19 protein-coding genes are annotated in these 26,698 nt (G+C 64.7%); 10 read left to right on the top strand and 9 right to left on the bottom strand.

What is annotated here, in order from left to right; all coding sequences use genetic code 11:
* Positions 1 to 12: 12 nt before the first annotated feature.
* Positions 13 to 180: a LiaI-LiaF-like domain-containing protein gene (locus AC5P9F_RS09850; RefSeq protein WP_005410498.1), complete on the top strand. Its 168-nt coding sequence runs from the start codon at positions 13 to 15 to the stop codon at positions 178 to 180.
* Positions 181 to 286: 106 nt separating this feature from the next.
* Here AC5P9F_RS09850 and dcd read toward each other — a convergent pair whose 3' ends face one another.
* Positions 287 to 859, bottom strand: a complete 573-nt coding sequence (dcd, locus tag AC5P9F_RS09845) for a dCTP deaminase (RefSeq protein ID WP_005410499.1) — start codon at positions 857 to 859, stop codon at positions 287 to 289.
* A 78-nt stretch (positions 860 to 937) separates the two neighbouring features.
* Positions 938 to 1,792, bottom strand: coding sequence for an iron-sulfur cluster carrier protein ApbC (gene apbC / locus AC5P9F_RS09840; RefSeq protein ID WP_005414099.1), 855 nt, complete (start codon positions 1,790 to 1,792; stop codon positions 938 to 940).
* Positions 1,793 to 2,005: 213 nt separating this feature from the next.
* On the opposite strand from apbC, the gene AC5P9F_RS09835 reads away from it, so the two are divergent.
* The 7 genes from AC5P9F_RS09835 to AC5P9F_RS09805 all read left to right on the top strand — a co-directional run bounded on the left by AC5P9F_RS09835 (position 2,006) and on the right by AC5P9F_RS09805 (position 18,242).
* Positions 2,006 to 4,813 (top strand): TonB-dependent receptor plug domain-containing protein, encoded by a 2,808-nt coding sequence (locus tag AC5P9F_RS09835; protein ID WP_005410501.1) that lies wholly within the window; start codon positions 2,006 to 2,008, stop codon positions 4,811 to 4,813.
* Between the two features lie 362 nt (positions 4,814 to 5,175).
* Positions 5,176 to 7,998: a TonB-dependent receptor domain-containing protein gene (locus AC5P9F_RS09830; protein ID WP_043034756.1), complete on the top strand. Its 2,823-nt coding sequence runs from the start codon at positions 5,176 to 5,178 to the stop codon at positions 7,996 to 7,998.
* Between the two features lie 296 nt (positions 7,999 to 8,294).
* Positions 8,295 to 10,397 carry a M13 family metallopeptidase gene (locus AC5P9F_RS09825; RefSeq protein ID WP_043034822.1) on the top strand — a complete coding sequence of 701 codons (2,103 nt, stop codon included), beginning with the start codon at positions 8,295 to 8,297 and terminating at the stop codon, positions 10,395 to 10,397.
* A 272-nt stretch (positions 10,398 to 10,669) separates the two neighbouring features.
* The gene (locus AC5P9F_RS09820) at positions 10,670 to 13,765 is read left to right on the top strand and encodes a TonB-dependent receptor (RefSeq protein ID WP_012480906.1); all 3,096 of its coding nucleotides are present in this window, start codon (positions 10,670 to 10,672) and stop codon (positions 13,763 to 13,765) included.
* 187 nt (positions 13,766 to 13,952) lie between these two features.
* Positions 13,953 to 15,962: a M13 family metallopeptidase gene (locus tag AC5P9F_RS09815; protein ID WP_043034754.1), complete on the top strand. Its 2,010-nt coding sequence runs from the start codon at positions 13,953 to 13,955 to the stop codon at positions 15,960 to 15,962.
* A gap of 125 nt (positions 15,963 to 16,087) precedes the next feature.
* Complete coding sequence (locus AC5P9F_RS09810) at positions 16,088 to 16,582, top strand: VOC family protein (protein WP_043034753.1); 495 nt, start codon at positions 16,088 to 16,090, stop codon at positions 16,580 to 16,582.
* A 76-nt stretch (positions 16,583 to 16,658) separates the two neighbouring features.
* A complete protein-coding gene (locus AC5P9F_RS09805; RefSeq protein WP_043034752.1) occupies positions 16,659 to 18,242 on the top strand; it encodes a phytoene desaturase family protein in 1,584 nt (527 codons plus the stop codon).
* Positions 18,243 to 18,291: 49 nt separating this feature from the next.
* On the opposite strand, the gene AC5P9F_RS09800 is transcribed toward AC5P9F_RS09805, so the two are convergent.
* The 7 genes from AC5P9F_RS09800 to AC5P9F_RS09770 form a co-directional block, all read right to left on the bottom strand.
* On the bottom strand, positions 18,292 to 18,966 hold the full coding sequence (locus AC5P9F_RS09800) for a rhomboid family intramembrane serine protease (RefSeq protein WP_005410509.1): 675 nt from the start codon (positions 18,964 to 18,966) through the stop codon (positions 18,292 to 18,294).
* Positions 18,967 to 19,059: 93 nt separating this feature from the next.
* Positions 19,060 to 19,398 (bottom strand): MGMT family protein, encoded by a 339-nt coding sequence (locus AC5P9F_RS09795; protein ID WP_223846496.1) that lies wholly within the window; start codon positions 19,396 to 19,398, stop codon positions 19,060 to 19,062.
* On the bottom strand, positions 19,395 to 20,315 hold the full coding sequence (locus tag AC5P9F_RS09790; RefSeq protein WP_076739739.1) for a DMT family transporter: 921 nt from the start codon (positions 20,313 to 20,315) through the stop codon (positions 19,395 to 19,397). Before AC5P9F_RS09790 ends, AC5P9F_RS09795 begins: the two co-directional genes overlap by 4 nt.
* Before the next feature lie 118 nt (positions 20,316 to 20,433).
* Complete coding sequence (gorA, locus tag AC5P9F_RS09785; RefSeq protein ID WP_076739740.1) at positions 20,434 to 21,792, bottom strand: glutathione-disulfide reductase; 1,359 nt, start codon at positions 21,790 to 21,792, stop codon at positions 20,434 to 20,436.
* A complete protein-coding gene (locus AC5P9F_RS09780; RefSeq protein ID WP_076739741.1) occupies positions 21,789 to 23,039 on the bottom strand; it encodes an NAD(P)/FAD-dependent oxidoreductase in 1,251 nt (416 codons plus the stop codon). Before AC5P9F_RS09780 ends, gorA begins: the two co-directional genes overlap by 4 nt.
* A 3-nt stretch (positions 23,040 to 23,042) precedes the next feature.
* Positions 23,043 to 24,287, bottom strand: a complete 1,245-nt coding sequence (locus AC5P9F_RS09775) for a DUF418 domain-containing protein (RefSeq protein ID WP_005410514.1) — start codon at positions 24,285 to 24,287, stop codon at positions 23,043 to 23,045.
* A 99-nt stretch (positions 24,288 to 24,386) separates the two neighbouring features.
* A complete protein-coding gene (locus AC5P9F_RS09770; RefSeq protein ID WP_012480915.1) occupies positions 24,387 to 24,869 on the bottom strand; it encodes an FKBP-type peptidyl-prolyl cis-trans isomerase in 483 nt (160 codons plus the stop codon).
* 73 nt (positions 24,870 to 24,942) lie between these two features.
* On the opposite strand from AC5P9F_RS09770, the gene AC5P9F_RS09765 reads away from it, so the two are divergent.
* Entirely contained in the window at positions 24,943 to 25,521 is a 579-nt protein-coding gene (locus AC5P9F_RS09765; protein WP_012480916.1) for a C40 family peptidase, read from the top strand.
* A 131-nt stretch (positions 25,522 to 25,652) separates the two neighbouring features.
* Positions 25,653 to 26,426, top strand: a complete 774-nt coding sequence (locus AC5P9F_RS09760; RefSeq protein ID WP_005410517.1) for a C40 family peptidase — start codon at positions 25,653 to 25,655, stop codon at positions 26,424 to 26,426.
* The last annotated feature ends 272 nt before the right edge of the window (positions 26,427 to 26,698 follow it).

Raw genomic sequence — 26,698 nt, 5'->3', positions numbered from 1 at the left:
TTCGCCGACCCGATGCGATTCAACCTCGTTGCCGCCATCCTGCTGATCCTGATCGGCCTGTTCATGCTCGCCAGCAACCTCGGCTGGACGCACCTGAACCTGTCAAAGCTGCTGCTGACCTGGTGGCCGGTGGCGCTGGTGGGTGTCGGGATCGCGATGCTGTTCGGGCGCGGAAAGTAACGAAGGCGGCGCATTGCGCCGCCCTCGTTCATGCAGAGCCGAGCCATGCTCGGCTGCCCCGCCTTGAAGCCGAGCATGGCTCGGCTCCACAAACCGCCTGCAATCTTCAGGTCCGCGGCAGGGTCACACCGGTCTGGCCCTGGTACTTGCCGCCACGATCGCGGTACGACGTCTCGCAGATATCATCGGCCGCGGCCTGGAAGAACAGCATCTGTGCAACGCCTTCGTTGGCGTAGATGCGCGCCGGCAGCGGCGTGGTGTTGCTGAATTCCAGGGTGACGTGGCCTTCCCATTCCGGCTCCAGCGGCGTCACGTTGACGATGATGCCGCAGCGCGCATAGGTGCTCTTGCCCAGGCACACCACCAGGGTGTCGCGGGGGATGCGGAAGTACTCGACGGTACGCGCCAGGGCGAAGCTGTTCGGCGGAATGATGCACTCGTCGGCGGTGATGTCGACGAAGCTGCCCGAGTCGAAATGCTTGGGATCGACGATGGTCGAGTTGATGTTGGTGAACACCTTGAACTCGCGCGAGCAGCGCACGTCGTAGCCATAGCTGGACGTGCCGTAGCTGACGATGCGCTCGCCGTTGGCCTGCTTGACCTGCCCTGCCTCGAACGGCTCGATCATGCCGTGCTGCTCGGACATGCGGCGGATCCAACGGTCACTCTTGATGCTCATGCTTTGTCCTGGGGGATACGAGGGGCGCGAGGATTCTAGCAGGGGGCCGGGCATCGCCGACGGCCCCGGCCGAGGTGCTTACAGCAGCGACGACAGGATCGGAATCGACGCCCGCGGGCGCTTGCCCACTTCCTCGATCAGGCGCTGCGCGGCATGGCGGTAGGCCTGCGCCGGCACCGAATCGGGCTGCGCCACGGTGATCGGGGTACCGCTATCGCCCTGCTCGCGGATGCCGATCTGCAGCGGCAGCGATCCCAGCAGCGGCACGCCGTACTGCGCGGCCATGCGCTCGCCACCGCCCTCGCCGAACAGATGCTCGACATGCCCGCAGTTGCTGCAGGTGTGCACGGCCATGTTCTCGACAATGCCCAGCACCGGCACCTCGACCTTCTCGAACATCTTCAGCGCCTTCTTCGCATCCAGCGTGGCGATGTCCTGCGGCGTGGTGACGATCACCGCACCGGCCAGCGGAATCTTCTGGGTCAGGGTCAGCTGGATGTCGCCGGTGCCCGGCGGCAGGTCGATCAGCAGGAAATCCAGGTCATCCCACAGCGTGTCGTTGAACAGCTGGGTCATTGCCGAGGTGGCCATCGGACCGCGCCAGATCATCGGCGTGTCCTCTTCGATCAGGTAACCGATCGACATCGTGTCCACGCCGAACGCGCGCAGGGGCTCGATGCTCTTGTTGTCGGGACTTTCCGGCCGCCCGGACAAGCCCAGCATGGCGGGCACGCTGGGGCCGTAGATGTCCGCGTCCAGCACGCCGACACGTGCGCCCAGCTGCTGCAGCGCCACGGCCAGATTGACCGCGGTGGTCGACTTGCCCACGCCGCCCTTGCCGGAGCCGACCGCGATGACATTGCGGATGCGGGCATGTGGCGTCAGTCCCTTCTGGACCTGGCTGGCATGGGGGCGGCGGGGGGAACTGTTCACAACGGGCACCAGCTGTATCAGGGGGAATAACCCAACATCATACAAGCTGGACGTAGCCTGACTGAAATTCAGGATTGCTACAGATTCGTGCACAGATTGTTAAGTTCATGTTACGTTCCTGAAGCACTGTTTTGGGCTGCGGAGCTGGTTTCCAGCGCGCACGATGGCGCATGCGCAGTGCCGATTTTTGTTTTTGCTCTCTATTGGAACTACATGAAATACGCAAGCAACACCGCACGTCGCAACACGCTCGCCGTCGCCCTGATTTCCGCCCTGATGGCCGCCGCCCCGGCAATGGCCCAGGACAAGGCGACCAACCTGGACAAGATCACCGTCACCGGTTCGCTGATCCCGCAGACCCAGGTTGAAACCCAGACCCCGGTGATGTCCATCACCGCCGAAGACATCCAGACCCGCGGCTTCAGCAGCGTTGCTGAAGTGCTGCAGCAGTCCTCGCTGACCACCGGCGGCCTGCAGGGTGGCCAGACCTCGGGTTCGTTCACCCAGGGCGCTGAAGCAGCCGGCATGTTCGGCCTGAACCCGGGTTACACCAAGTACCTGATCAACGGCCGCCCGATGCTCTCGTATCCGGCGCTGTACAACGGTAGCGACACCTTCAACAACATCAGCGGCATTCCGATCGACATCGTCGAGCGCATCGAAGTGCTGCCCGGTGGCCAGTCCTCGCTGTACGGCTCGGACGCGATCGCCGGTGTGGTCAACATCATCCTGAAGGAGCGCATGGACGGCGGTACGATGACCGTCCGTGGCGGCACCTACACCGAAGGCGGCGGCAGCAATATCCGCTTCAGCGCAGCCAAGGGCTTCAACGCGTTCGACGACCGCTTCCACGCGCTGGTCAACGTGCAGATCGAGAACGGCAGCCCGATCTGGGGCTACCAGCGTGACATCACCAAGCAGAACAACCCGGTCGGCTACACCGCGCAGGTGCCGTCGAACGACTTCGCCGTCATCACCAATGCAGACAACAAGCTGCTGATGATGGACCCGAGCCGCTGCGCCAACGTGGCAGGCCTGTACGACGGCACCACCGTCGTCGGCAAGCGCGCGTCGGGCGAGTCCTGCGGTTCGGTGTACAGCGCCGGCTACAAGACCCTGAAGAACGGCAAGAACAGCGGCCAGTTCTACTCGTCGATGACCTTCGACGTGAACGACAACTTCCAGCTGTTCGCCGACGTGCTGTACAGCAAGGAAAAGACCGAGTTCACCTCCGGCTCCAGCGCCCTTTGGTGGGGCACGAAGTCGGTCATGGGTGGCTTCTACGACCAGGGCGCAGGCAAGGTCGTGAACCTGCAGCGCGCCTTCGCGCCGGAGGAGATCGGCGCAGGCGACTACAACAACATCCTGAATTCCGATGAGAGCCGCGCCTACCAGGTCACCCTGGGCGGCAAGGGCATGGTCGGCGACTGGGATTACAGCGCCAGCTTCACCCGTGGCGAGTACCGCCTGGACCAGAACCGCTTCGTGCGCTGGAAGGACAAGATCGAGGACTTCTTCGGCCAGACCGTGCTGGGCCCGCGCCTGGGCACCTACACCGACCCGAAGGACCCGACCGCCACGTTCGGCATCTACAACCCGAACTACGCTGCCTTTTACTCGCCGATCACCCCGGACCAGTTCGCCAGCTTCACCGGCTACGGCACCCACCGCAGCAAGACCTGGCAGAACCTGGGTCGCGTGCAGGTGACCAACGGCTCGCTGTTCAGCCTGCCGGGCGGTGACGCCGGCCTGGCCGTCGTGCTGGAAGGTGGCAGCGAAGGTTGGGACTACTCGCCGGACCAGGCCTTCGTCGACGGCAACGTGTGGGGCACCACCGCCGTCGCGGGCGCCGGCCACCGCAGCAACTACGCGGTCACCAGCGAACTGCGCATGCCGCTGCTGGAGAAGCTGACCGTCAGCGCCTCGGGCCGTTATGACGCTTTCAAGATCGCCGACAAGACCGTCGACAAGGCCACTTACAGCATCGGCCTGGAATTCCGTCCGATCGAGAGCCTGCTGCTGCGCGGCAAGTACGGCACCGCCTTCCGTGCACCGACCCTGTCCGATGCCTTCCAGGGCATGAGCGGCTCGTACTCGTCCGGCCAGAATGACTACTACCGCTGCAGCCAGCTGGGCTACGGCCTGCGTGACGAGGCCTGCTCGTTCTACAAGAACACCTCGGTGTACAGCGAAAAGTCCGGCAATCCGGACCTGAAGCCGATCACCGCCGACGTGTGGAGCGCAGGCGTGGTGTGGGCCCCGGTGAGCAACTTCTCGCTGTCGGCCGACTACTACAACTGGAAGATCAAGAACGAGGTCAAGACCCTCAGCACCGACCAGCTGCTGCTGGCCGAGTACCAGTGCCACAACGGCCTGCCGAACAACACCTCGGCCAGCTGCCAGAACGTCACCGACTGGGTGTCGCGCGATGCCGGCGGCAACCTGACCCGGGTGTACACGCCGAAGCTCAACGTCGCCAGCCAGAACCTGGAAGCGGTGACGGTGGCGGCCAAGTACCAGCAGGATATCGGCCGCTTCGGCTCGCTGATGTTCTCCGGCAACTACACGAACATGCTGAAGCGTGAAGTGCAGCCGATGCCGGGCGCCGCCAAGCTCGACCTGCTGAGCGATCCGTACAACATGTGGTACTACGACAACTTCGCCAAGGTCCGTGGCGATCTGTCGGTGGCCTGGAACATCGCCAAGTTCACCACCACCGTGTACGCCAACTACGTCGGCAGCACCCCGAACTACCTGGCCTACACCGGCCGCAGCTACGGCTATGTCCACTCTTCCGGTGCCAAGGCCGGTAAGTGGGGTTCGTACACCACGTACAACCTGAGCATGAACTACCAGGCACAGGACGATCTGGTCCTGTCGCTGATGGTCAACAACGTGTTCAACAAGCTGCCGGAAGGCCAGCGCTACAACTACCCGGGCAACGAATCGACCCCGTTCAATGACGGCTTCTACAGCGTCTACGGCCGCCAGATCTCGGCCCAGGTCAAGTACAACTTCTGATCCCGTCGTTTTCCGGACTTCGTGTCTGGACCAGGCCCCGCTTCGGCGGGGCCTTTTTTTTTACTTCTATGCGGCATGGGGAAAGCCCGCGACGTATCGATTGTTAATGTCAGTTGAATTTATCAAATATTCATTTTTCCTGCTTTCCGATAATCCGGAAAAGGGCAGAAATGCCTGTGGAGAAGGGGCTTTTCACCAAGCGCGCAACCGTCCGTCACCGACCGTTACAGAACTACGCAAGGCACGTTAAGCGTGTGTTACGTTGACGCCACGCCGCCAAACCGCATAGGCAAGGCAGCTGAACAGAATCGAAATCCCAGGAAAGGGATACACGCGTCATCACGATCACACGGAGTAATCGCATGTCTCGTCGTCGCTTCGCATTCTCGCACCACCCGCTCACCCACGCCGTCGCCTGCGGCTTGTTGCTGACCGGCAGCAGCGCCACCGTACTCGCCCAGGACAGCAGCAAGGCCGCGACCAACCTGGACCGGGTCACGGTCACCGGCTCGCTGATCCCGCAGACGCAGATCGAAAACCAGACGCCGGTGCTGACCATCAGCGCCGAGGCGATTCAGGCGCGCGGTTTCTCCAGCGTTGCCGAAGTGTTGCAGCAGTCCTCGTTGACCACCGGCGGCCTGCAAGGCGGCCAGACCTCGGCATCCTTCACCCAGGGTGCTGAAGCGGCTGGCATGTTCGGCTTGAACCCGGGCTACACCAAGTACCTGATCAACGGCCGCCCGATGCTCTCGTATCCGGCGCTGTACAACGGCAGCGACGCGTTCAACAACATCAGCGGCATCCCCATCGACATCGTCGACCGCATCGAGGTGCTGCCGGGTGGCCAGTCATCCCTGTACGGTTCGGACGCGATCGCCGGCGTGGTCAACATCATCCTCAAGGAACGCATGGACGGCGGCACGCTGAACGTGCGCGGCGGCGCCTATTCCGATGGCGGTGGCGCCAGCTTCCGCGTGAGCGGCGCCAATGGCTTCAACAGCAAGGACGATCGCTTCCGCGCCCTGGTCAATGTGCAGTATGAAAAGACCAACCCGATCTGGGGTTACCAGCGCGACATCACCAAGCAGAACAATCCGCATGGCTACACGCGCCAGCTGCCCTCGAACGACTTCCTGGTCTTCGACGCGGATACCAATGATTTCCTGATGATGGATCCGAACAACTGCGCCGGCGTTTCCGGCCAGTTCGGCGGCACCACCATCCTCGGTACGCGCCGCGCTGGACAATCCTGCGGCTCCGCGTTCGGTGCGGGTTACAAGACGATCAAGAACAGCAAGGAAAGCAGCCAGTTCTATTCGTCGCTGACCTACGATGTGAATGACAACCTGCAGCTGTTCGGCGATGTCCTCTACAGCTACGAAACCGTCAAGTACAACACCGGTGCCGGCTACAACTACTGGGGCACGGACATCAGCATGGGTCCGTTCTTCGATCAGTCCAGTGGTCGCTATCTGGGGCTGCAACGCGTGTTCGCACCCGAAGACATCGGCGGCATTGGCTACCGCGACATCATGAATACCGACCGCAGCAAGTCCTATCAGGTCACGCTCGGTGCACGCGGCGCGATCGGCAGCAACTGGGACTACGAGGCCAGCGTCACCCGCGGCGAGTACAAGCTCAACGAGCGTGGCTATGCACGCTGGAACGACCCGATCAACAACTGGTTTGCCGACAACGTGCTGGGACCGGTGCTGGGCCAGACCGACGACGGCTACAACATCTACAACCCGAACTGGGGCGCTTTCTATTCCCAGCTGCCGCAAGGGGCCTTCCAGAGCTTCACCGGCTTCACCACCAGCCGCAGCCGCACCTGGCAGACCCAGACCCGCGCGCAGATCACCAACAGCTCGCTGTTCAGGCTGCCCGGTGGCGACGCCGGCTTTGCCGCCGTGGTTGAAGGCGGCAGCGAAGGGTGGAACTACACGCCGGACGTGCGCCTGACCGACGGTACGGTGTTCGGTACCACCTCGGTGGCGGGCAACGGCCATCGCAGCAACTACGCTGTCACCAGCGAACTGCGTCTGCCGTTGCATGACATGCTGACGGTCACCGCTTCCGGCCGCTACGACAACTTCAAGATCGCCGGCCATACCGTAGACAAGCCCACCTACAGCATCGGCCTCGAGTTCCGCCCCTTCGAAAGCCTGCTGGTCCGCGGCAAGTACGGCACCGCGTTCCGCGCCCCGTCCCTGCCCGATGCCTTCCAGGGCAAGAGCGGCTACTACGCCAATGGGTCCAAGGATTACTACCGCTGTGGCCAGCTCGGGTTCGATCCGTCCAACACGGTCGACTGCCGCTACGGCAGCGTGTCGGTGTTCGGCACCCAGTCGGGCAATCCGGAGCTGAAGCCGATTACCGCCGATGTGTGGAACGCGGGCCTGGTGTGGGCGCCGATCAACAACCTGTCGGTGTCCCTGGACTACTACAACTGGAAGATCAAGAACGAGGTCAACACCCTCAGCTCCGACCAGTTGCTGCTGGCCGAGTACTACTGCCGCAACGGCCTGACCAACACCGCCGGCGCCACCTGCGAGGAAGTGGCCAACTGGGTCACCCGTGATGCCACCGGCGCGCTGGAGGAGATCTACACGCCGAAGCTGAACGTGGCACGGCAGAACCTCGAGGCGGTCACTGCCAGCTTCAAGTACGTACAGGACATCGGTCGCTTCGGTTCGCTGCAGTTCTCCAGCAACTACACCAACATGCTCAAGCGTGAACTGCAGCCGCAGCTCAACGACCCGTTCCTGGATCTGCTGGGCAACCCGTACGCAATGTGGGTGTACGACTCCTACGCCAAGGTCCGGGCTGACGGCTCGATCGGCTGGGCGATCGACAAGTTCACCACCACGCTGTACTTCAATTACATCGGCCGCACGCCGAACTACCTGTCCTACCTGGGCCGTGGCTATGACTATGTCGATCCGACGTCCGGCTACAAGGCTGGCAAGTGGGGCTCTTACACGACGTACAACCTGAGCGTGAACTACCGCGCGATGGACAACCTGACGTTCTCGCTGATGGTCAACAACCTGTTCAACAAGGTGCCGGACAACCAGCAGCACTCCTACGCGGGCAACATCGACGTGCCGTACAACAACTCCCTGTACAACGCCTACGGAAGGGCGATCTACGTCCAGGCCCAGTACGACTTCGGCAGGAAGTAAGCACAGCCGCAGGATGGTGGGAGCCTCTCATCGAGGGGCCTCCCTGCGGAAACCGGATGCTTGCCCGCAAGGGCATCGGTGCTGCTCATCGCACCCGGAGCGTTACCCTGAACAGCGCCTCCCATGACTGAGGCCGCCCTGAGACCCGATGTCCCGCATCGGGTCTTTTCCGTTTCTGGCCCTTGCGCCCGCCCATGACCTTCGACACCCTTGCAGGCCAGGCCGGCGGCGTATCGTTCGGCCCACGGCCGTCCCTGCGGCCCTTCCCTGACTCACTCGGCCTGGAGGCCATCAAAGTGACCCGTACTCCCAAGATCGTGCTGCTGACCCTGGCCGTTTCGGCCGCGCTGGTTGGCTGCGGCAAGAACGAAACCCCGGCCAAGGATGCCACCGCCTCCACGCCGGCTGCCGCCGAAGCCACAAACTACACGCTGGACGAGAGCAAGCTGCCGGCCTACAACGCCTTCCAGCCCAGCGACCTCGATACCAGCAAGGACGCCTGTGGCGCCTTCGGCGACTACGTCAACAGCAAGTGGCTGGCCGCCAATGAAATCCCGGGCGACCGCACCAGCTGGGGCGCCTTCACCATCCTCGACGAGCGTTCGGTGGCCGTGCAGCACCAGCTGGCCGAACAGGTCGCGCAGGTGAAGACCCCGAACCACATCGAGAAGATCGTCGGTGACCTGTGGGCCACCGGCATGGACGAGGCCAAGATCAACGCCCAGGGCATCGAGCCGCTGAAGGCCGACCTGACCGCGATCGATGGCCTGCAGGACAAGGCGGCCATCGCCAACTACCTGCGCACCAGCGCCGCCAAGGGTGACAACGTCCTGTTCGGCTTCGGCGCCGAAGCCGACTTCAAGAACTCGGCCGTGAACATGGCCTACGCCAGCCAGGGCGGCCTGGGCCTGCCGGACAGCACCTACTACACCGATGCCAAGAACGCCGACAAGCTGAAGGCCTACCAGGCGCACGTCGCCAAGGTGCTGGAGCTGTCCGGCGTCGCTGCTGCCGACGCTGCCAAGCAGGCCGAGGACGTGGTCAAGTTCGAGACCCGCCTGGCCAAGGCGTCCAAGTCGCGTGTCGAACTTTCGCGCAACGTCGAGCTGTACTACAACCCGGTCACCGTGGCCGACGCGGACAAGCTGACCCCGAACTTCAGCTGGACCGAGTTCTTCAAGTCGCAGGGCGTGGCCGCACCGGAGAAGTTCTCGCTGGCCATGCCGGCCTTCCATGAGGAAGTGAGCAAGGCGCTGGGCGACACCGATCCGTCGGTGTGGCGTGCCTACCTGCGCTTCCACACCGTGGACAGCGCCTCGCCGTACCTGGCCGATGCCTTCGTGCAGGAGAACTACGAGTTCTACGGCAAAACCCTCAACGGCCAGAAGGAGCAGAAGCCGCGCTGGAAGCGTGTGCTGGGCACCATCGAGAATGACGCCGGTGAAGCCTTTGGCCAGCTGTACGTGAAGGTGGCCTTCTCGCCGGAAGCCAAGGCGAAGATGGAAGAACTGGTGAAGAACCTGGCCGCCTCGCTGAAGGACCGCATCCAGGGCCTGAGCTGGATGAGCGATGAAACCAAGGCCAAGGCCATCGCCAAGTGGGAAACCTTCACCCCGAAGATCGGCTACCCGGACAAGTGGCGTGACTGGTCGGGCCTGCAGACCCAGCGCGACAGCTTCCTGGGCAACGTGCGCGCGGCCAACGAGTTCAACTACAAGTTCAACCTGTCCAAGATCGGCAAGCCGGTGGACAAGACCGAGTGGGGCATGACCCCGCAGACGGTCAACGCCTACTACAACCCGCTGCAGAACGAGATCGTGTTCCCGGCCGCCATCCTGCAGCCGCCGTTCTTCGATCCGAAGGCCGACGACGCACTGAACTACGGCGGCATCGGCGCGGTGATCGGCCACGAAATGACCCACGGTTACGACGACCAGGGCGCACGTTTCGGGCCGACCGGCAACATGGAAGACTGGTGGACCGCCGCTGACAAGAAGAACTTCGAAGGCCTGACCGGCAAGCTGGTCAAGCAGTTCGACCAGTACAAGGTCGACGGCCAGGCGGTGAACGGCCACCTGACCCTGGGTGAGAACATCGCCGACCTGGGCGGCCTGGCTACCGCCTACGATGCCCTGCAGAAGGCCAGCGCCGGCAAGGAAGACCCGAAGGTGGACGGCTTCACCCGCGACCAGCGCTTCTTCTTCAACTGGGCCACCGTGTGGCGCACCAAGTACACCCCGGAGAACGCCAAGGTCCGCCTGGCGACCGACCCGCACGCCCCGGCGCAGTTCCGCGCCATGGGTGCGCCGTCGAACCTGCCGACCTTCGCCGCCGCGTTCCAGTGCAAGGCCGGTTCGCCGATGGCCCGCAGCGGCGACCAGCAGGTGGTGATCTGGTAAGCCGTGAAGAGCGATCAGAACGTCCACTCAACCTGAATAAAATGTGAGTTTTTGGCGCCATCCGGCGATGTCGGAAGGCTCTTGAAGGCCCGGACCTGGTTCCGGGCCTTTTTTGTGATCGACGTCAAGCCCTTGTGCCACAAGGGCTTAGCGCAGATCTGTGAAAAAAACATTACGAATCGGTTGCGCCCATGTGAGTTCATCTGTTATTCATTGATTCAGGGGTCTGTTCAACCCCTGTTAATTTTCAATATTCACTTTCGGGGAACTCGATGAGCAAGCATTCCAAGCAGCTGCGTCGCGCGGGTCTGACTGTGGCGCTGGGCCTGTGCCTGGCGGGCGCCGCACACGCCCAATCCGTGACCGGCAACATCTATGGTTCTGGCGAGCCTGGCAGCACCGTGACCGTCCAGAATCTGGGCACCGGCTTGAGCCGCACCGTGACCGTGGACAAGAACGGCCGCTACCGTGCAGCTGACCTGCCCAACGGCAACTACAAGGTCACCCTGCAGAAGAACGGCGAGGTCGTGGCGACCCGCGACTCCGTGCAGGTGATCATTGCCAGCGGTACCGACGTCTCCTTCGGCGCGGGCGGCAATGTGCAGAATCTGGACCGCGTGGAAGTAACCGCTGCAGCTGTTCCGCGCGTGGACGTTACCCAGATCGACACCCGCACCGTGTTCACCGCCGAGCAGATCAACAAGATCGCCGTCGGCCGTGACATTGCCAGCATCGCCCTGTTGGCACCGAGCGTGGTGTCCAACTCCGCCTATACCGCCAATGGCAATACGGTACCGAGCTTCGGTGGTGCAGCCTCCTCCGAGAATGCCTATTACATCAACGGCTATCCGGTCACCAATCCGCTGACCTCCATCGGCTTCACCACGCTGCCCTTCGATGCCCTGGCCCAGCAGCAGACGCTCACGGGCGGCTATGGTGCCGAGTTTGGTCGCGCCACCGGTGGTGTGGTGAACGTGGTCACCAAGCGCGGCTCCAACGAGTTCCATGCCGGTGCGTACACCTACTGGAGCCCGGAATCGCTTCGTTCGGACCCCAAGGACCTGTACTTCCCGAATACGGGCTTCTACGGCGATGACAACGCCGACCCGACCAAGCGCACCGACGGCAAGCTGTACCAGACTCGCAAGAAGTCCCAGAGCTGGACCCAGAGCAGCGGCATCTATGCCAGCGGCCCGATCGTGCAGGACAAGCTGTTCTTCTACGCAAACGTCGAACTGACCAAGCGACAGGGTGAAGGCGTGGCCTCCACATCGCAGGCAGCGGCGACCACCACCAATGCATGGCAGGAGTACGAGTACGAGTACCCCCGCTGGGCTGCGAAGATCGACTGGAACATCACCGACAACCATCTCCTTGAGCTGACCGGTGTATCCGACGTCACCAAGTACTACAGCGATGGCTACACCTACGACTACGCCACCGGAACCCCGGGCAACGTCCAGAACGCAGGCACCTACAACGAAGACAAGGCACGTCTGTACGTCGGCAAGTACACCGGCTACCTGACTGACGACCTGACCATCTCGGCCCTGTACGGTACGCAGAAGGTCGATCACAGCCAGTCGCCCTGGGGCTACAACCCGGCGTGCCCGCGCACCTCGTCTTCGGCCACCACGCGCGCACCAGGCATTCCGGCTGCCAACTACGCAGGTTGCTGGACTGCGGCTACCGTCAACGTCCCGGGCGCCTATGACGAAACCAAGGGCTTCCGCTTCGACGTCAACTATCGTCTGGGCAACCACGACCTTCGAGCGGGTCTGGACAACATGGAAGCGGAGTCGTTCACCGGTAGCGAATACGGTGGCGGTTTCGTCTGGGTCTACTCGCGCACCAACAACCCGAACGCCGCCATTGACGCCTCCCATGGCGTAGGCTCCCCGGCCGCAGCCGGCGGCCTGGGCAACCAGGGCTACTACGTGCGCCAGCAGTACTACACCCAGATTGCTCAGGTGAAGACCAAGCAGAGCGCGCAGTACATCGAAGATCGCTGGCAGGTTACCGACAACCTGTTGCTGCAGCTGGGCCTGCGCAACGAGACCTTCAAGAACTACACCAGCGCCGGTGAGGTGTACGTCAAGCAGGACAACCAGTGGGCTCCGCGCCTGGGCGCTGTCTGGGACGTCCATGGTGATTCGACCCTGAAGCTGTTTGCCAATGCCGGCCGTTACCACCTGGCACTGCCGAACAACGTCGCCGTGCGCGCCGCTTCCGGCTCTCTGTACACCATGGAGTACTTCACCTACACCGGCGTCGCCGCCGATGGTACGCCGACCGGCCTGGTGAACGTGCCCGTGGACCAGAGCAAGGGCTACACCTGCCCCGGCAAGCCGAATGCAATCTCGTCCAACCTCGAATGCGGTGACGCTCCGGATCCGCGCACCGTGGCAGCCGTGAACCTGAAGTCCCACTATCAGGACGAGTACATCATCGGCATGGAGCAGGTGCTCAACAGCAACCTGACCTGGGGTGCGAAGTTCACCTACCGTGACCTGAAGAGCGCAATCGACGATACCTGCACACCGGCGCTGGGCGGTGGCTGCTTCATCTTCAATCCGGGTGAATCCAACACCTTCTGGCAGGAGCAGGCAGACGGCAGCTTCGAGCAGGTGACCTATTCAGCAGCAGAGCTGAACCTGCCCAAGCTGAAGCGTCGCTACTACGCACTGGACCTGTTCCTGGAAGGCTCGATCGGCGAGAAGTTCAACGGCAAGATCAACTACACCTTCTCGCGCAACTACGGCAACACTGAAGGTCAGCTGGCTTCCGACCTCGACACCGGTACCGGTGGCCAGACCGACGTGTCGGCCACGCAGGACTGGGACCTGCCGCAGCTGATGGTCGGTGCAAACGGCCGACTGCCGAACCACCGTGCACACCAGATCAAGGCATTCGGCGCGTACCAGATCAGCGAAGAATGGCGCGTGGGTGGTTCGTTGCTGATCGATTCGGGTCGTCCGCGTTCCTGCACCAGCTTCTACCCGACTGCAGACCAGGGCCTGTACAACGGCGCCTACTATCACTTCTGCGGCCTGGCAGGCAGCGGTACCGCTCCGGGCTCGGCAGGCTACATCCCGCCGTCCAGCGACTACGCTTTCTCGGCACGTGGCAGCAAGGGTGACACGCCGTGGAACTACACCCTGAACCTGTCGCTGGCTTACACCCCGCTGTGGGCTGACAAGAAGCTGACCCTCCAGGCCGACGTACTCAACGTGCTGAATCGCCAGGAGCCGACGTTCTACTACAGCAATTACGCAACCGATCGCGTGACGCCGGATCAGCGCTACAACCAGCCTCTGGGCTACACCGCACCGCGTCAGGTTCGCCTGTCGGCTCGTTACGACTTCTAAGCAAGTCGAGCGAATGTTCCACTCTTGGGTGTGGGGTCGTCTGCACGGCCCCCAGCCATCTCTCCTCCCCCTGCTTCGGCAGGGGGATTTTTTTATCCGGAAGGTTGCATTCCCGGTCCCTCATCCCGGGCAGCTTCCCGGCTTGCTATAGTGCGCGCGCCCTCAATCCATCACGGATTCGTTCCACATGCCCAATTTCCGTCCGCTTGCCATCGCCCTGGGCATCAGCCTGGCGACCCTGGTCCCGACCCATGATGCGTTCGCCGCCGCCAAGAAGAAGGCCGCGCGCGCCCCGGCCGTCAGCGCCCAGTGCAGCGACTTCTATGACGCCACCAACGCAGGCTGGCTGAAGGCCAACCCGGTGCCACAGACCGGTGCCACCACCGCGCTGGGCCAGCTGGTCGACCGCAGCCGTCAGCAGCAGCGTGAACTGCTCGACGCAGCCATGAAGGCGCCGCAGGGCAACGTGCAGAAACTGCTGGGCGACTTCTGGGCCAGCGGCCTGGACGAAGCCGCCGTGGAAGCCGACGGATCCAATCCGATCGCCCCGCTGCTGACCCGCATCAACGCGATCAAGAAGGCCAAGGATGTGCCGGCCTCGATCGCCGCGCTGCACCAGGTCGGCATCCCGGTGGCCTTCAACTTCGGCCCGGACGTGGACCTGAAGGCGCTGGACCGCCACATCGGTTACTTCATGCAGGGCGGCATGGGCCTGCCGGACCCGGCGTTCTATACCCGCACCGACGCCGACACCGTGGCGCTGATGGGCCGCTACCGCAATTACGTCAAGCAGATCCTGGCACTGACCGGCACTCCGGCCGCCAAGCTGGATGCCGAGGCGCAATCGGTGATCGCACTGGAAACCGAACTGGCGCGCAACGCGCAGTCGCTGGCCGGCATCAACAACCCATTCAACAACTACGCGCCGATCTCCACCAAGGAGCTCAACAGCCGCTACCGCAACCTGCAGCTGGATGCGTTCCTGAAGGCCCAGGGCGTGGACGACGACCTGGTCTCGCTGGCCGACCCGGGCCTGTTCAAGCAGCTCGATGGCATGGTCACCAAGCTCAAGCCGGACCAGTGGAAGGCCTACCTGCGCTGGCGCGTGGGCGACTCGATGGCGCCCTACCTGTCCAAGGCCTACCGCGACGCCGAATTCGAGTTCCGCGGCCGCGTGCTGCGTGGCGAAACCCTGCCGCCGCAGCGCTGGGAAGACGTGCTGGAGGCGATCAACGTGGCCGCCGGCCCGATGCTCGGTCGCGAATACGCCGCCCGTTACCTGTCCGCCGAAGATCGTCGCCAGGCGGCGTGGATCGTCGACAAGGTGCGCGAAGTACAGATCGAAGCCGTCAAGAACAGCAGCTGGATGAGTGCCGAAGCCAAGACCGAAGCGCAGGCCAAGCTGGCCGCGCTGAAGATCGAGATCGGCACCCCGTTGCGCGACCTCGACTACAGCGTGCAGCCGATGGGCCGCGGCTCGTTCGGCGGCAACATGCTGATCGCGTCGACCTGGCGCCATCGCGAGGAAATGAAGCGCATCGGCAAGGGCAACGCCGACCGCCGCTGGGACGTGCTGCCGCAGCAGCCGTCGCTGGCCTACGATCTGGCGCAGAACCGCCTGATCGTCACCGCTGCGATCCTGCAGGGGCCGGTGTTCAACGCCAAGGCCGACGCTGCCGACAAGTTCGGCAGCTTCGGTGGCCTGGTCGGCCACGAGCTGACCCGTGCGATCGATGCCAAGGGCGCACTGGTCGATGCCAAGGGCGAACTGCGCAGCTGGTGGACCCCGGCCGACAAGACCGCCTGGACCCTGCTCGGCAATCGCGTGGCCGCGCAGTACAGCGCGTACGACTTCCCGGGCGTGAAGGGTGCCAAGGTCAACGGCACGCTCACCCAGGAAGAGAACCTGGCCGACATCGCCGGCCTGGAACTGGCGTGGGCCGCGTACACCGCGCAGGAGCCGAAGGCCAAGCCGGCACAGCAACAGGGCTTCTTCCGCGCGTGGTCGGCGTTGTGGGCGCAGCAGCTGTCGCCGAACGAGGCCGTGCGTCGCCTGACCGCCGACATCCGTGCACCGGGCCTATGGCGCAGCAACGGCACGCTGGCCAACCTGCCGGCGTTCGGTGCCACCTTCAGCTGCAAGGCCGGCCAGCCGATGCAGCGCAGCGAAGCCGAGCAGATCAAGGTCTGGCGCTGAGTGAACTGCTGCAACTGGCAATGCAGAGGGCGCCTTCGGGCGCCCTTTTTTTGCAGGTGCAGCACGATCCCGGCTTAACACCCGGCGTGCTATCGCTGCGGCCTCGTCCATCGCGGAGCCCCGACATGGCACACAAGAACACCATCTGTGTCTGGTACGACAACGGCGCGCTCGAGGCCGCCACCTTCTATGCCAGCCTCCTGCCCGACAGCGCGGTCACCGCCGTGCATCACGCGCCGGGCGACTACCCGGATGGCAAGGAAGGCAACGTGCTGACCGTCGAATTCACCGTCTGCGGCATTCCCTGCGTCGGCCTCAACGGCGGCAGCGCGTTCAAGCACAGCGAAGCGTTCTCCTTCCAGATCCAGACCGAGGACCAGGCCGAGACCGACCGCCTGTGGAATGCGATCGTCGGCAACGGTGGCCAGGAGAGCCAATGCGGCTGGTGCAAGGATCGCTGGGGCATCTCCTGGCAGATCAGCCCGCGCATGCTCATCGAAGCGGTGACCAGCAAGGACAGGGCACTGGCCAAGCGCGCCTTCAACGCGATGATGCCGATGAAGAAGATCGACATCGCCACCATCGAAGCGGCGATAAAAAAAGGGGACGGAGGGGATTAAGTCGTTTCTGCCCACCGCTGCCGACCCAGTGCGAATTGCGACTTGATCCCCTCCGTCCCCTTTTTTTGAGGTGCTGATGTCCTGGGATGCAATCATCATCGGGGGTGGCCACAACGGCCTGGTCTGTGCGGCCTATCTGGCGAAGGCCGGAAAGAAGGTGCTGGTCCTTGAACGGCGCGGCGTGCTCGGCGGAGCGGCGGTCACCGAGGAGTTCCATCCCGGCTTCCGCAACTCGGTGGCGTCGTACACGGTGTCGCTGTTGCAACCGAAGGTGATCGAAGACCTGCAACTGCATGCGCATGGGCTGCGCATTGTCACGCGCCCGGCCAACAACTTCCTGCCATTGCCCGACGACCGCTACCTGTTGTCGGCACCTGGCCGCACCCAGGCCGAAGTCGCTGGATTCTCCGCTCGGGATGCACAGCGCCTGCCAGCGTACGAAGCACGCCTGGAGATCTTCGCCGATGTACTGCGCGCGTGGGCTCTCCGCGCGCCACCGGACATCGGCGTCGCCGGCGGCTGGCGCGGCCTGCCCGCACTTTGGCAGATGGGGAAGCTCGGCCGCGAACTGGCGGCGCTGGATGCACCGCTGCGGCAGGAGCTGCTGGACCTGTTCACTCTGTCGGCGGCGGAATACCTGGACCGCTGGTTCGAGAGCGAGCCGATCAAGGCGCTGTTCGGCTTCGATGGCATCGTCGGCAACTATGCCAGTCCATACACACCGGGCAGCGCCTACGTGTTGCTGCATCACGTGTTCGGCCAGTGCAATGGCGTGAAGGGTGCATGGGGCCATGCGATGGGTGGCATGGGCGCGATCAGCCAGGCCATCGCCAGCGCGGCGCGCGAGGCCGGGGCCGAGCTGCGCGTGGATGCCGGCGTGCGACGGGTACTGACCGAACAGGGCCGCACCGTGGGGGTGGAACTGGCCAACGGCGAAACCCTGCGTGCACGCGCGGTGGTCGCCAACGTCAATCCGAAGCTGCTGTACGAACAGCTGCTGGAGCCGGCGCAGGTACCGGCTGCCACACGCGAACGCATGACGAACTGGCGCTGCGGTTCCGGCACCTTCCGGATGAACGTGGCGCTGTCGCGGCTGCCGGAGTTCCGCGCCCTGCCCGGTCCGGGCGATCACCTCAGCGCCGGCATCATCATGGCACCCAGCCTGGACTACATGGATCGCGCCTGGCTGGATGCGCGCCGCGACGGTTGGTCGCGCGAACCGATCGTGGAAATGCTGATACCCAGTACGCTGGACGATTCACTCGCACCGCCCGGGCAGCATGTGGCCAGCCTGTTCTGCCAGCACGTGGCGCCGGTACTTCCTGATGGGCGTCACTGGGATGACCACCGCGACACGGTAGCCGACCTGATGATCGCTACCGTTGAACGCTATGCGCCCGGCTTCGCTGACAGCGTGCTCGGTCGTCAGGTGCTGTCCCCGCTCGATCTGGAACGCACCTTCGGCCTGGTCGGCGGCGACATCTTCCACGGCGCACTGAGCGCCAACCAGTTGTTCTCGGCGCGGCCGATGGTCGGCCAGGCCGGCTATCGCGGCGCCCTTCCCGGCCTGTATCTGTGCGGGTCGGGTACCCATCCCGGCGGTGGTGTTACCGGTGCACCGGGGCACAATGCGGCGCAGGTGGTGCTGCGGGACCTGTAGCGGTGTGCCGACCAACGGTCGGCACCTGGGCGTCAAGTGATCCTTCGGATCATTTGACGCTGCGCAGATGGTTCGGGCGCTTCGGGGGGCCGGGCGGGCGGCGCTTGTTGAACGGCGGCTGCCCGCGCCAGTAGCGGATCAGCAACCAGCCGAACAGCATGCCGCCCAGGTGCGCGAAATGGGCCACGCCCGGCTGCCAGCCGGTCATGCCCAGCACCAGTTCGCCCACGCCGAACAGGATCACGAAGGTCCGCGCCTTCATCGGGATCGGCGGGAACAGCAGCATCACCCGCTGGTTGGGGAACAGCATGCCGTAGGCCAGCAGCAGGCCAAACACGCCACCGGAGGCGCCCAGCACCGTCGCCGGGTTTTCCAGCAGCGTGCCCACCAGCAGCTGGCAGACGCCTGCACCAGCCACGCACACCAGGTAATACAGCAGGAAGCGTTTCTCGCCCCAGGTCTGCTCCAGCGGCGCGCCGAACATGAAGACCGCCAGCATGTTGAAGAACAGGTGGCCGAAGCTGCCATGCAGGAAGCCATAGGTCAGCAGCTGCCACGGCTGGAAGTTGCCGCCCGGCGAGAACGCATCGAAGCCCTGCTGCAGCGGTTGCAGCATGAACGGCTCGAAGGTCTGCATGCCGAGCAGGAACGGCTGCTGCAGCAGGAACAGGATCGCATTGGCGATCAGCAGGGCCTTGGTGACGGTTGGCAGTCGCGGGAACATGGGAGTACCGGCATGGAACGGCCTCCATCATAGCCGCAGCACCGTGTCTTGTTGGCGGCCCTCAGGTCCGGCCTGTTCAGTCGCCAGCGGTGCTCATCCCGGGCCCCACACAGCGGCATCCAGTGCCGCTGCCGGATCAGCCGCCGGCATCCGCACCCGGCCGTTCTCCACCACTACGCCCTCCGCGCGCAACCGCTGTGACTGCTCGCGCCATCCGGCCGACCCTTCTTCCATGGCAATTCGCCCATCCGAGCGCAGCACGCGGTGCCAGGGCAGGTCCGGGTCGTCGTTCTGGCCCAGGATGCGCGCGGTCAGGCGTGCACGCCCGGGCAGGCCCGCGCGCATCGCCACCTGGCCGTAGCCCATCACCTGCCCTGCGGGGATCGCGCGGATCACCGCCAGGATGCGCGCACGCGCCTGCTCCGGTGTCAGCGCCGCAGGCGGGTCACCAACAGTACGCCGATCAGTACCAGCACGGTGCCGGCGATCTGCGCCGGCCCCATCGGTTCGTCGAGCAGCCATAGGCTCATCACGATGGTGGAAACAGGGCCCAGCATACCGACCTGCGCGGCCAGCGACGAACCCACGCGCTGCACCGCCAGCATGATCGCCAGCACCGGCAGCACCGTGCACACGGTGGCATTGACCAGCGACAGCCATTGCACTGGCGCCGGTGCCTGCCACAGCAACGGCAGCGAATGGGTCACCGCGAAATGCAGCAGCACCAGCACGCTGGCCACGCAGCTGGCATAGGCGGTCAACCGCACCGCGCCGATGCGTGCGACCACCTGCCCACTGCCGAACAGGTACAGCGCGTAGCTGAGCGCACTGCCCAGTACCAGCAGGCTGCCGACGATGATCTGCCCGCCCTCGCGCTGCAGATCGTGGCCGAAGGCGAGCAGCACGCCCAGATAGCTCAGCACCAGCGCGCCGATCTGCCACCGACCGGGCCGCTGGCGCGCCAGCAGCACGTTGATCAGCAGCACCAGGGTCGGGTTCAAGTAAAGAATCAGGCGCTCAAGGGTCACGCTGATGTACTGCAGGCCCTGGAAGTCGAGCAGACTGGACAGGTAGTAGCCGGTGAAGCCCAGCCACAACACGCGGGCGCGGTCGGCCCAGGACAGCGGCTCGGTCCGGCGCGCGGCCCACAGTGCCATCAGCACGAACAGCGGTAGCGCCATCAGCATGCGCAGGGCGAGCAGCGTGGTGGCATCCACGCCGTGACGCAGGCCGAGCTTGACGATGATGGCCTTGCCGGAGGCGGCGATGGCGCCGATCGCGGCCAGGCCGATGCCTCCCAGCGCGATGCGTGGGGAAGCGGTGGCGATACGGGAAGCGGGGCTGGACATCAGGACGACGGCGGGCCGCACGGGGCGGCCAGGGAAGGCGTAAGGGCGTCCATTGTCGCATGGGTGCGCCTGGTGACCTGGAGAGCCGAGCCTGCGCTCGGCTCTAAAACCGTCCAGCTCAGCGCATCAGCACCACTTCCTCGGCCGAGGTCGGGTGGATCGCCACGGTGTCGTCGAACTGGGCCTTGGTCGCGCCCATCTTCACCGCCACCGCAAAGCCCTGCAGGATCTCGTCGGCCGCTTCGCCCAGCAGGTGGATGCCCACCACCCGTTCTTCCGGACCGGCACAGACCATCTTGAACAGGCTGCGCTGGGTGCCGTTGGCCAGCGCCTGCAGCATCGGACGGAAACGGCTGTGGTAGACGCTCACCTGATCGAACCGCGCGCGCGCCTCTTCTTCGCTCATGCCCACCGCGCCCAGCGGTGGATGCGAGAACACCACGCTGGCCACGTTCTCGTAATCCATCTTCGACTGCGGGCGGCCACCGAACAGGCGGTCCATCAGCCGCCGCGAAGCGGCCACCGCCACCGGGGTCAGGCCGACCTTGCCAGCGATGTCGCCCACCGCGTGCACGCTCGGCACACACGTGGTCTGCCATTCGTCCACCTGCACCTGCTGGTGTTCGCCGATACCGATGCCGAGCGCTTCCAGGCCCAGATCGCGGCTGTTGCCACGGCGGCCGGTGGCAAAGAACACCGCGTCGAACACGCTGTCGAGCGGGCCATCATGGCCGAATGCACGTACGCGTTCGCCATCGCGCTGCAGTTCGCGCAGGCGATAGCCGAAATGGATGCGCACGCCCTGCTGCTTCAGGTTCTCGGCCAGCTGATCGGTCAGCTCGTAATCGAAGCGATCCAGCAGCCGCTGGCCACGCACCAGCAGGCTCACCTTGCTGCCCAGTGCCTGCAGCAGGCCGGCCAGCTCCACCGCGATGTAACCGCCACCGATGATCGCCACCTCGGCCGGTGCCGCGCGCAGATCGAAGAAATCATCGGAAACCAGGCCCAGTTCGGCACCGGGGATGTCAGGCCGCAGCGGGTGCGCGCCGGTGGCGATCAGGATGTGTTCAGCGCTGTAACGCACGCCATCGCTGCAGGCCACGGTATGCGCATCTAGCAGATGACCGCGCGCCGGAATGCGCACCACGCCGGTTTCGTCCAGGCGCTTGTGGTAGCTGGTGTGGATGTTGCTGATGTAGGCCTGGCGATGGATCACCAGCTCCTTCCACGACAATGCCGGGCGTGCCTTGACATCGAAACCCATCGCACTGGCCAGGCCGATGCGCTCGTGCAGGTCGGCCGCCAGCCACATGGCCTTCTTCGGCACGCAGCCGACGTTGACGCAGGTCCCGCCCAGTTCACCAGGCTCCAGCAGCGCCACGCGCTTGCCGTGCTGCGCGGCGCGGATCGCGCCAGCCAGGCCGGCGGAACCACCGCCAAGGACGATCAGGTCGTAATCATAGGGTGCAGTGCTCATCGGAATCGCTCGGGTCGGTAAGGGGCAGGATCGATCGCCGGCGTGCGGCCGCAGACGAGATCGGCGATCAGCTGGCCGGTGCCGGCGCTCATGCTGATGCCGAGCATGCCATGCCCCGCTGCAAGCCAGACGTGAGGATGCGCGGGCGCGCGGCCGATCAACGGCACGTCGTCCACGCTCATGGGGCGCCACCCGCACCACTGCTCCTGCAGCTGCACACCACGGGGCGCGCGCAGGTAGTGGTCGGCGGCCTGCTGCAAGGCCTGCAGGCGGGTCGTGCGCAGCTGCGGATCGGCACCGGCGAATTCCATGGTGCCGCCCAGCCGCAGCGCTTCGCGCCAGGCGATCACGAACACGGAATGGTCCTTCAGCACGACTGGACGCTGCGGCACCTGCGCCGGTCGTGACCAGGTCAGCGAGTAGCCCTTGCCGGGTTGGATCGGCACGCGCAGATCCAGTTGCCGCGCCCAGCACGGTGACCACGGCCCGGTCGCCAGCACCAGCTCGCGCGCCAGCAGCATGCGTTCACCGACACGCACGCGCACACCCTGCGCATCGGCGCTGAAATCCTCCACGTCCGACTGCTCTTCGATCACCACGCCCTGTGCCCGCAGCACGCGCGCCAGTTCGGCGGTGTAGCGGTCCGGACGCAGCTGGGCATCGCCGGGGAAGTGGATCGCACCGGCAAGGCGATCATGGAACGCCGGATTGTCACGCGCGTAGTCGGTGCCATCAATGCGCGCCGAGGCAATGCCCTGTGCGTTCAGCGCCTCACACTCGGCAGCGTGGTGATCGAAATTGCGGGCGTCACCGAACACATAGTCCAGACCGCGCGCCTCGAACTCGCAGTCCAGCGCATGCGTCTGCACCCACTGCGCCAGGCGCAGCCGTGAATCATTCAACAATGCGCCGCGTGCCCGCGTGGCGTGCAGCCAGTCGCGTGCGTTGCAGCGCGCCCCGAACTGCAGCAGCCAGCGCCACAATGCTGGGTCCAGGCGTGTACGCACGTACAGCGGCGCACGCGGATCGAGCATCCAGCGCAGCGCGCGCAACGGCACGCCGGGCGCTGCCAGCGGTGGCGCGTGGCTGGGGGTGATGGTGCCGCAGTTGCCATGCGAGGTCGCGCCGCCGACACGCCCACGGTCGATCACGCGTACCTGCCGGCCCTGTGCGCGCAGCGCGAGTGCGGCAGCCAGTCCAATGGCACCGGCGCCGACCACGATCACATCCTCGCGCGCGCCCTGCATCGATCAGCCCTGGCCGGCCTCGCGCCGCATCGGCGGCCACTGCCGATAGGTCATCGCGCGCCACAGCCATTCCATCGGCCCAAAGCGGAAGCGGCGCAGCCATACGTGCGAGATGCCCACCTGCACGGTGAACAGCAGCAGCGCGAACATCAACTGCACGCTGCGTGGCATCGTTTCGAACGCGCCCAGGCCGTAGTGGTAGAACAGCCAGGTGCACAGCAGCGACTGGCCGAGGTAATGGGTCAACGCCATGCGCCCGACCGGCGCCAGCCAGCCCAGCCGCGCGCGCCAGTGTACGATCCAAGCCAGGTAACCCAGGCACATCGGCAGACCGCCGATCGTCACCAGCGCCATCGCCGCCGTAACCGGCAGATCGTAAGCGCCCGGCGCCAGATACGGCTTCCAGGCAACACCCAGCAGCGTGACCAGCAGGCCGAAGGGCAGCGCCCCCCAACGCAACACCGCATACAGCCGCGGGAAGCGATCCGGCGTGGCCAGCGCGCCGCTGCCGGCAAACCAGCTGCCGATCAGGAACATGCCCAGCACTTCCGGGCCGGTGATCAGCATCGCCCCCATCGACGTGCCGAACTCGCTCAGCCGCTGCGCATTGGCCTGCATCCAGCTGCCCTGCCCGTACACCAGGCGCTGCAGATCGATGCTCTGCTGCGCGTCGGTGAGCATCTTCCGCACGTCCTCCGCCGAAGCCATCGACACCATCGCGCCGACCAGCAGCATCATCGCCACACCGCCGAGATAGACCGTTACACCCATCCACGGCAGCCAGCTGCGCGGCGCCTCGCGGCAGGCCAGCAACGGCAACGAGACCAACGCGTACATCACCAGGATGTCGCCGGACCAGACCAGCAGCGCGTGGCACAGACCGATCAGCAGCAAGCCAGCGCTGCGGCGCAGGTAGAACGGGGTGAAGTCACGCCCGGCCGCCTCGGCGCGCTGCGCCATCACCGCGAAGCCGGCGCCGAACAGCAACGAGAACAGGGTGAAGAACTTGCCCTGCACGAACACGTAGACAAAGGCATCGGCCCAGTAGTCAATACCCTGCCAATGCACGTCGATGCCGGTGAAGGCCAGGTCCAGCGGTCCGCTGAAGGCCTCGATGTTCATCAGCAGGATGCCCAGCAGCGCAGCACCGCGCAGCACGTCCAGCACGGCGATGCGTTCGCCGGAAGCCACCGGCTGCAGGGAAGGAGAAGCGGCGTTCACGGGGCGTCCGTCGGGCAGGTCCGCCATTATGCCGCCGGCCCGCGTGCCATGGATGGCCGCGCCGTGTTCCAGAAACGCAATGGCCCGCCGAAGCGGGCCGTTGCTGCCATCATGATCGCGCTGCGATCAGTGGTGGTGACCGCCGTCGCCGTGGACGTGGCCGTGGTCGATCTCTTCCTTGCCGGCTTCGCGCACATCGACGATTTCCACGTCGAAGTGCAGGTCCTTGCCGGCCATCGGATGGTTCAGGTCGACGTCGACGACGCTCATGCCGACCTTCTGCACGGTCACCGCACGCGGGCCGAAGTTGGTCTGCAGCACGACCTGCTGGCCCGGAGCCAGCTTGGTGTTGCCGAAATGCTTCTTCGGCACGCGCTGGGACAGGCCCTCGCGGCGCTCGCCGTAGGCATCGGCTGCGTTGACGTCAACGCTGAAGGTCGCGCCGGCTTCCTTGTCCATCATGGCGTTTTCCAGGCCCGGGATGATGTTGCCGTGGCCGATCAGGATCGCCAGCGGCTCGCCTCGGTCCTTGGACGATTCGATCGGCTCCTGGCCGACTTCGGAAACGGTGTAGTGGAAGCGGACAACGCGGTCTTTTTCGATCTTCATGCGCAACTCTGTCTGGATCTGCCGGAGGCAGGCGGGTTGGGGCGGGTTGTCGCCCGGCGGGGACGCCGCCATCATGACGGCCAATCCCAAGGTGGCGCATTATCCGGAGAACATGCACATCACGCCAGTTTCGTCCGGCCTGCGCCGGCTCCTCGCCCCGGCCCTGCTGCTGGCCCTGCCCGTGCTAATGACCGCCTGCGGCGGCGGCAAGGCCACCCGCCCCGCTCCGCCCCCGCCGACCGCGAACTGGCCGAAGACCGTGCCGGACAACCCCGAGGCGGCCAACTCGGTGCTGATGCGTGCCATCAGCCTGGTCGGCACCCCCTACCGCTATGGCGGCAACACCCCGGATTCCGGCTTCGACTGCAGCGGCCTGGTGGCCTATGTCTATCGCGAGATGCTGGACCTGAAACTGCCGCGCACCTCGCGCGACCTGGCGGCGGTACAGGGTCCGAAGATCGATCCGCAGCGCCTGGCCACCGGCGACCTGGTGTTCTTCGGCAGCCGCGGCAGCGTCACCCATGTCGGTATCTATGTCGGTGAAGGGCGTTTCGTGCATGCGCCGAGCACCGGCGGCACCGTGCGCCTCGACTCGATCAGCGGTCCCTACTGGAAGGACCACTACACAGGGGCGAAACGCGTCCTTCGCTAAAATGAACAGGCGATATGTTCAAAACTGTGACAAACATCACCATGCAACTAACGAATTACTAACGGAATTTTTAACTTATCCGCGCTTTTACAGGGCATGATGCCCCATCGTTTTTTTCCTGTGACCGACGCGTGACGACTGACGACCTGAAAAGCGAAGGCCAGACTTCCGTATCTTCACGTAGTGCCCGCCCGCTGTTGCTTGGCCTGGCACTGTGTCTGACCAGCCTTCCGGCCTGGTCGCAGACTGCTCCGAACCGTTCCGATGTGAGCCCGGCCCCGGTGGCCGAGAGCACCGCCCGACCGGCCGCCAAGGCCGAGGCTGCCGCTCCGCAACGCAGCCGCGTCGACGCCGCCGCCAGCGCTACCCTGGCCGCCCTGCTGCCTCACCTGGCCGCCAACGACACCATTCCGCTGATGGACCGCTCGGCCGTGGTGGCCGGTGACCTCAGCCGCCTCCTCGCCAACTACGACACCAGCAGCGCTGCCAATGGCAGCGTTGTCGGCACCGCGGCCGACAATGGCAAGGTGCAGTCGCTGCTGCGTCGCGCGATGACCCTGCTGGGCACCCCATACCGTTGGGGCGGCAGCAACCCGGACAGCGGCTTCGACTGCAGTGGTCTGGTCGGCTACGTGTTCCGCTCGGCCCTGGGCATTGAGCTGCCGCGCGTCTCGCGCGAAATGGCACACGACGACAACGCCGAACTGATCAACGACCGCACCGCGCTGGCCGCCGGTGACCTGGTGTTCTTCGGCCGCAAGGGCCGCGTCGATCACGTCGGCATCTATGTGGGTGATGGCCGCTTCCTGCACGCACCGAGCTCGGGCAAGGACGTGCGCGTGGACACCCTGCTCAGCGGCTACTGGGGCAACAAGTTCATGCAGGCCCGCCGGGTCGATCTCTGATCTGACACCACGCCGCCTGACACGAGAAAGCCGCTGCCCTGCAGCGGCTTTTTTGTTAGGCCCGCGCAATGGTGGGTAGCTGCCGATCTTGGTCGGCACCGCCTTCATCCACGCATGGCGTGGATCTACCGACCTCTGGTGGGTACTGACCTTTGGTGGGTACTGACCTTTGGTGGGTACTGACCTTTGGTGGGTACTGACCTTTGGTGGGTACTGACCTTTGGTGGGTACTGACCTTTGGTGGGTACTGACCTTTGGTGGGTACTGACCTT

This window comes from Stenotrophomonas sp. YJH_SMC_4 (genome assembly GCF_059371575.1).
Note: the sequence above shows the minus strand (reverse complement) of the source record. Positions and strands in the feature narration are given on the sequence as shown.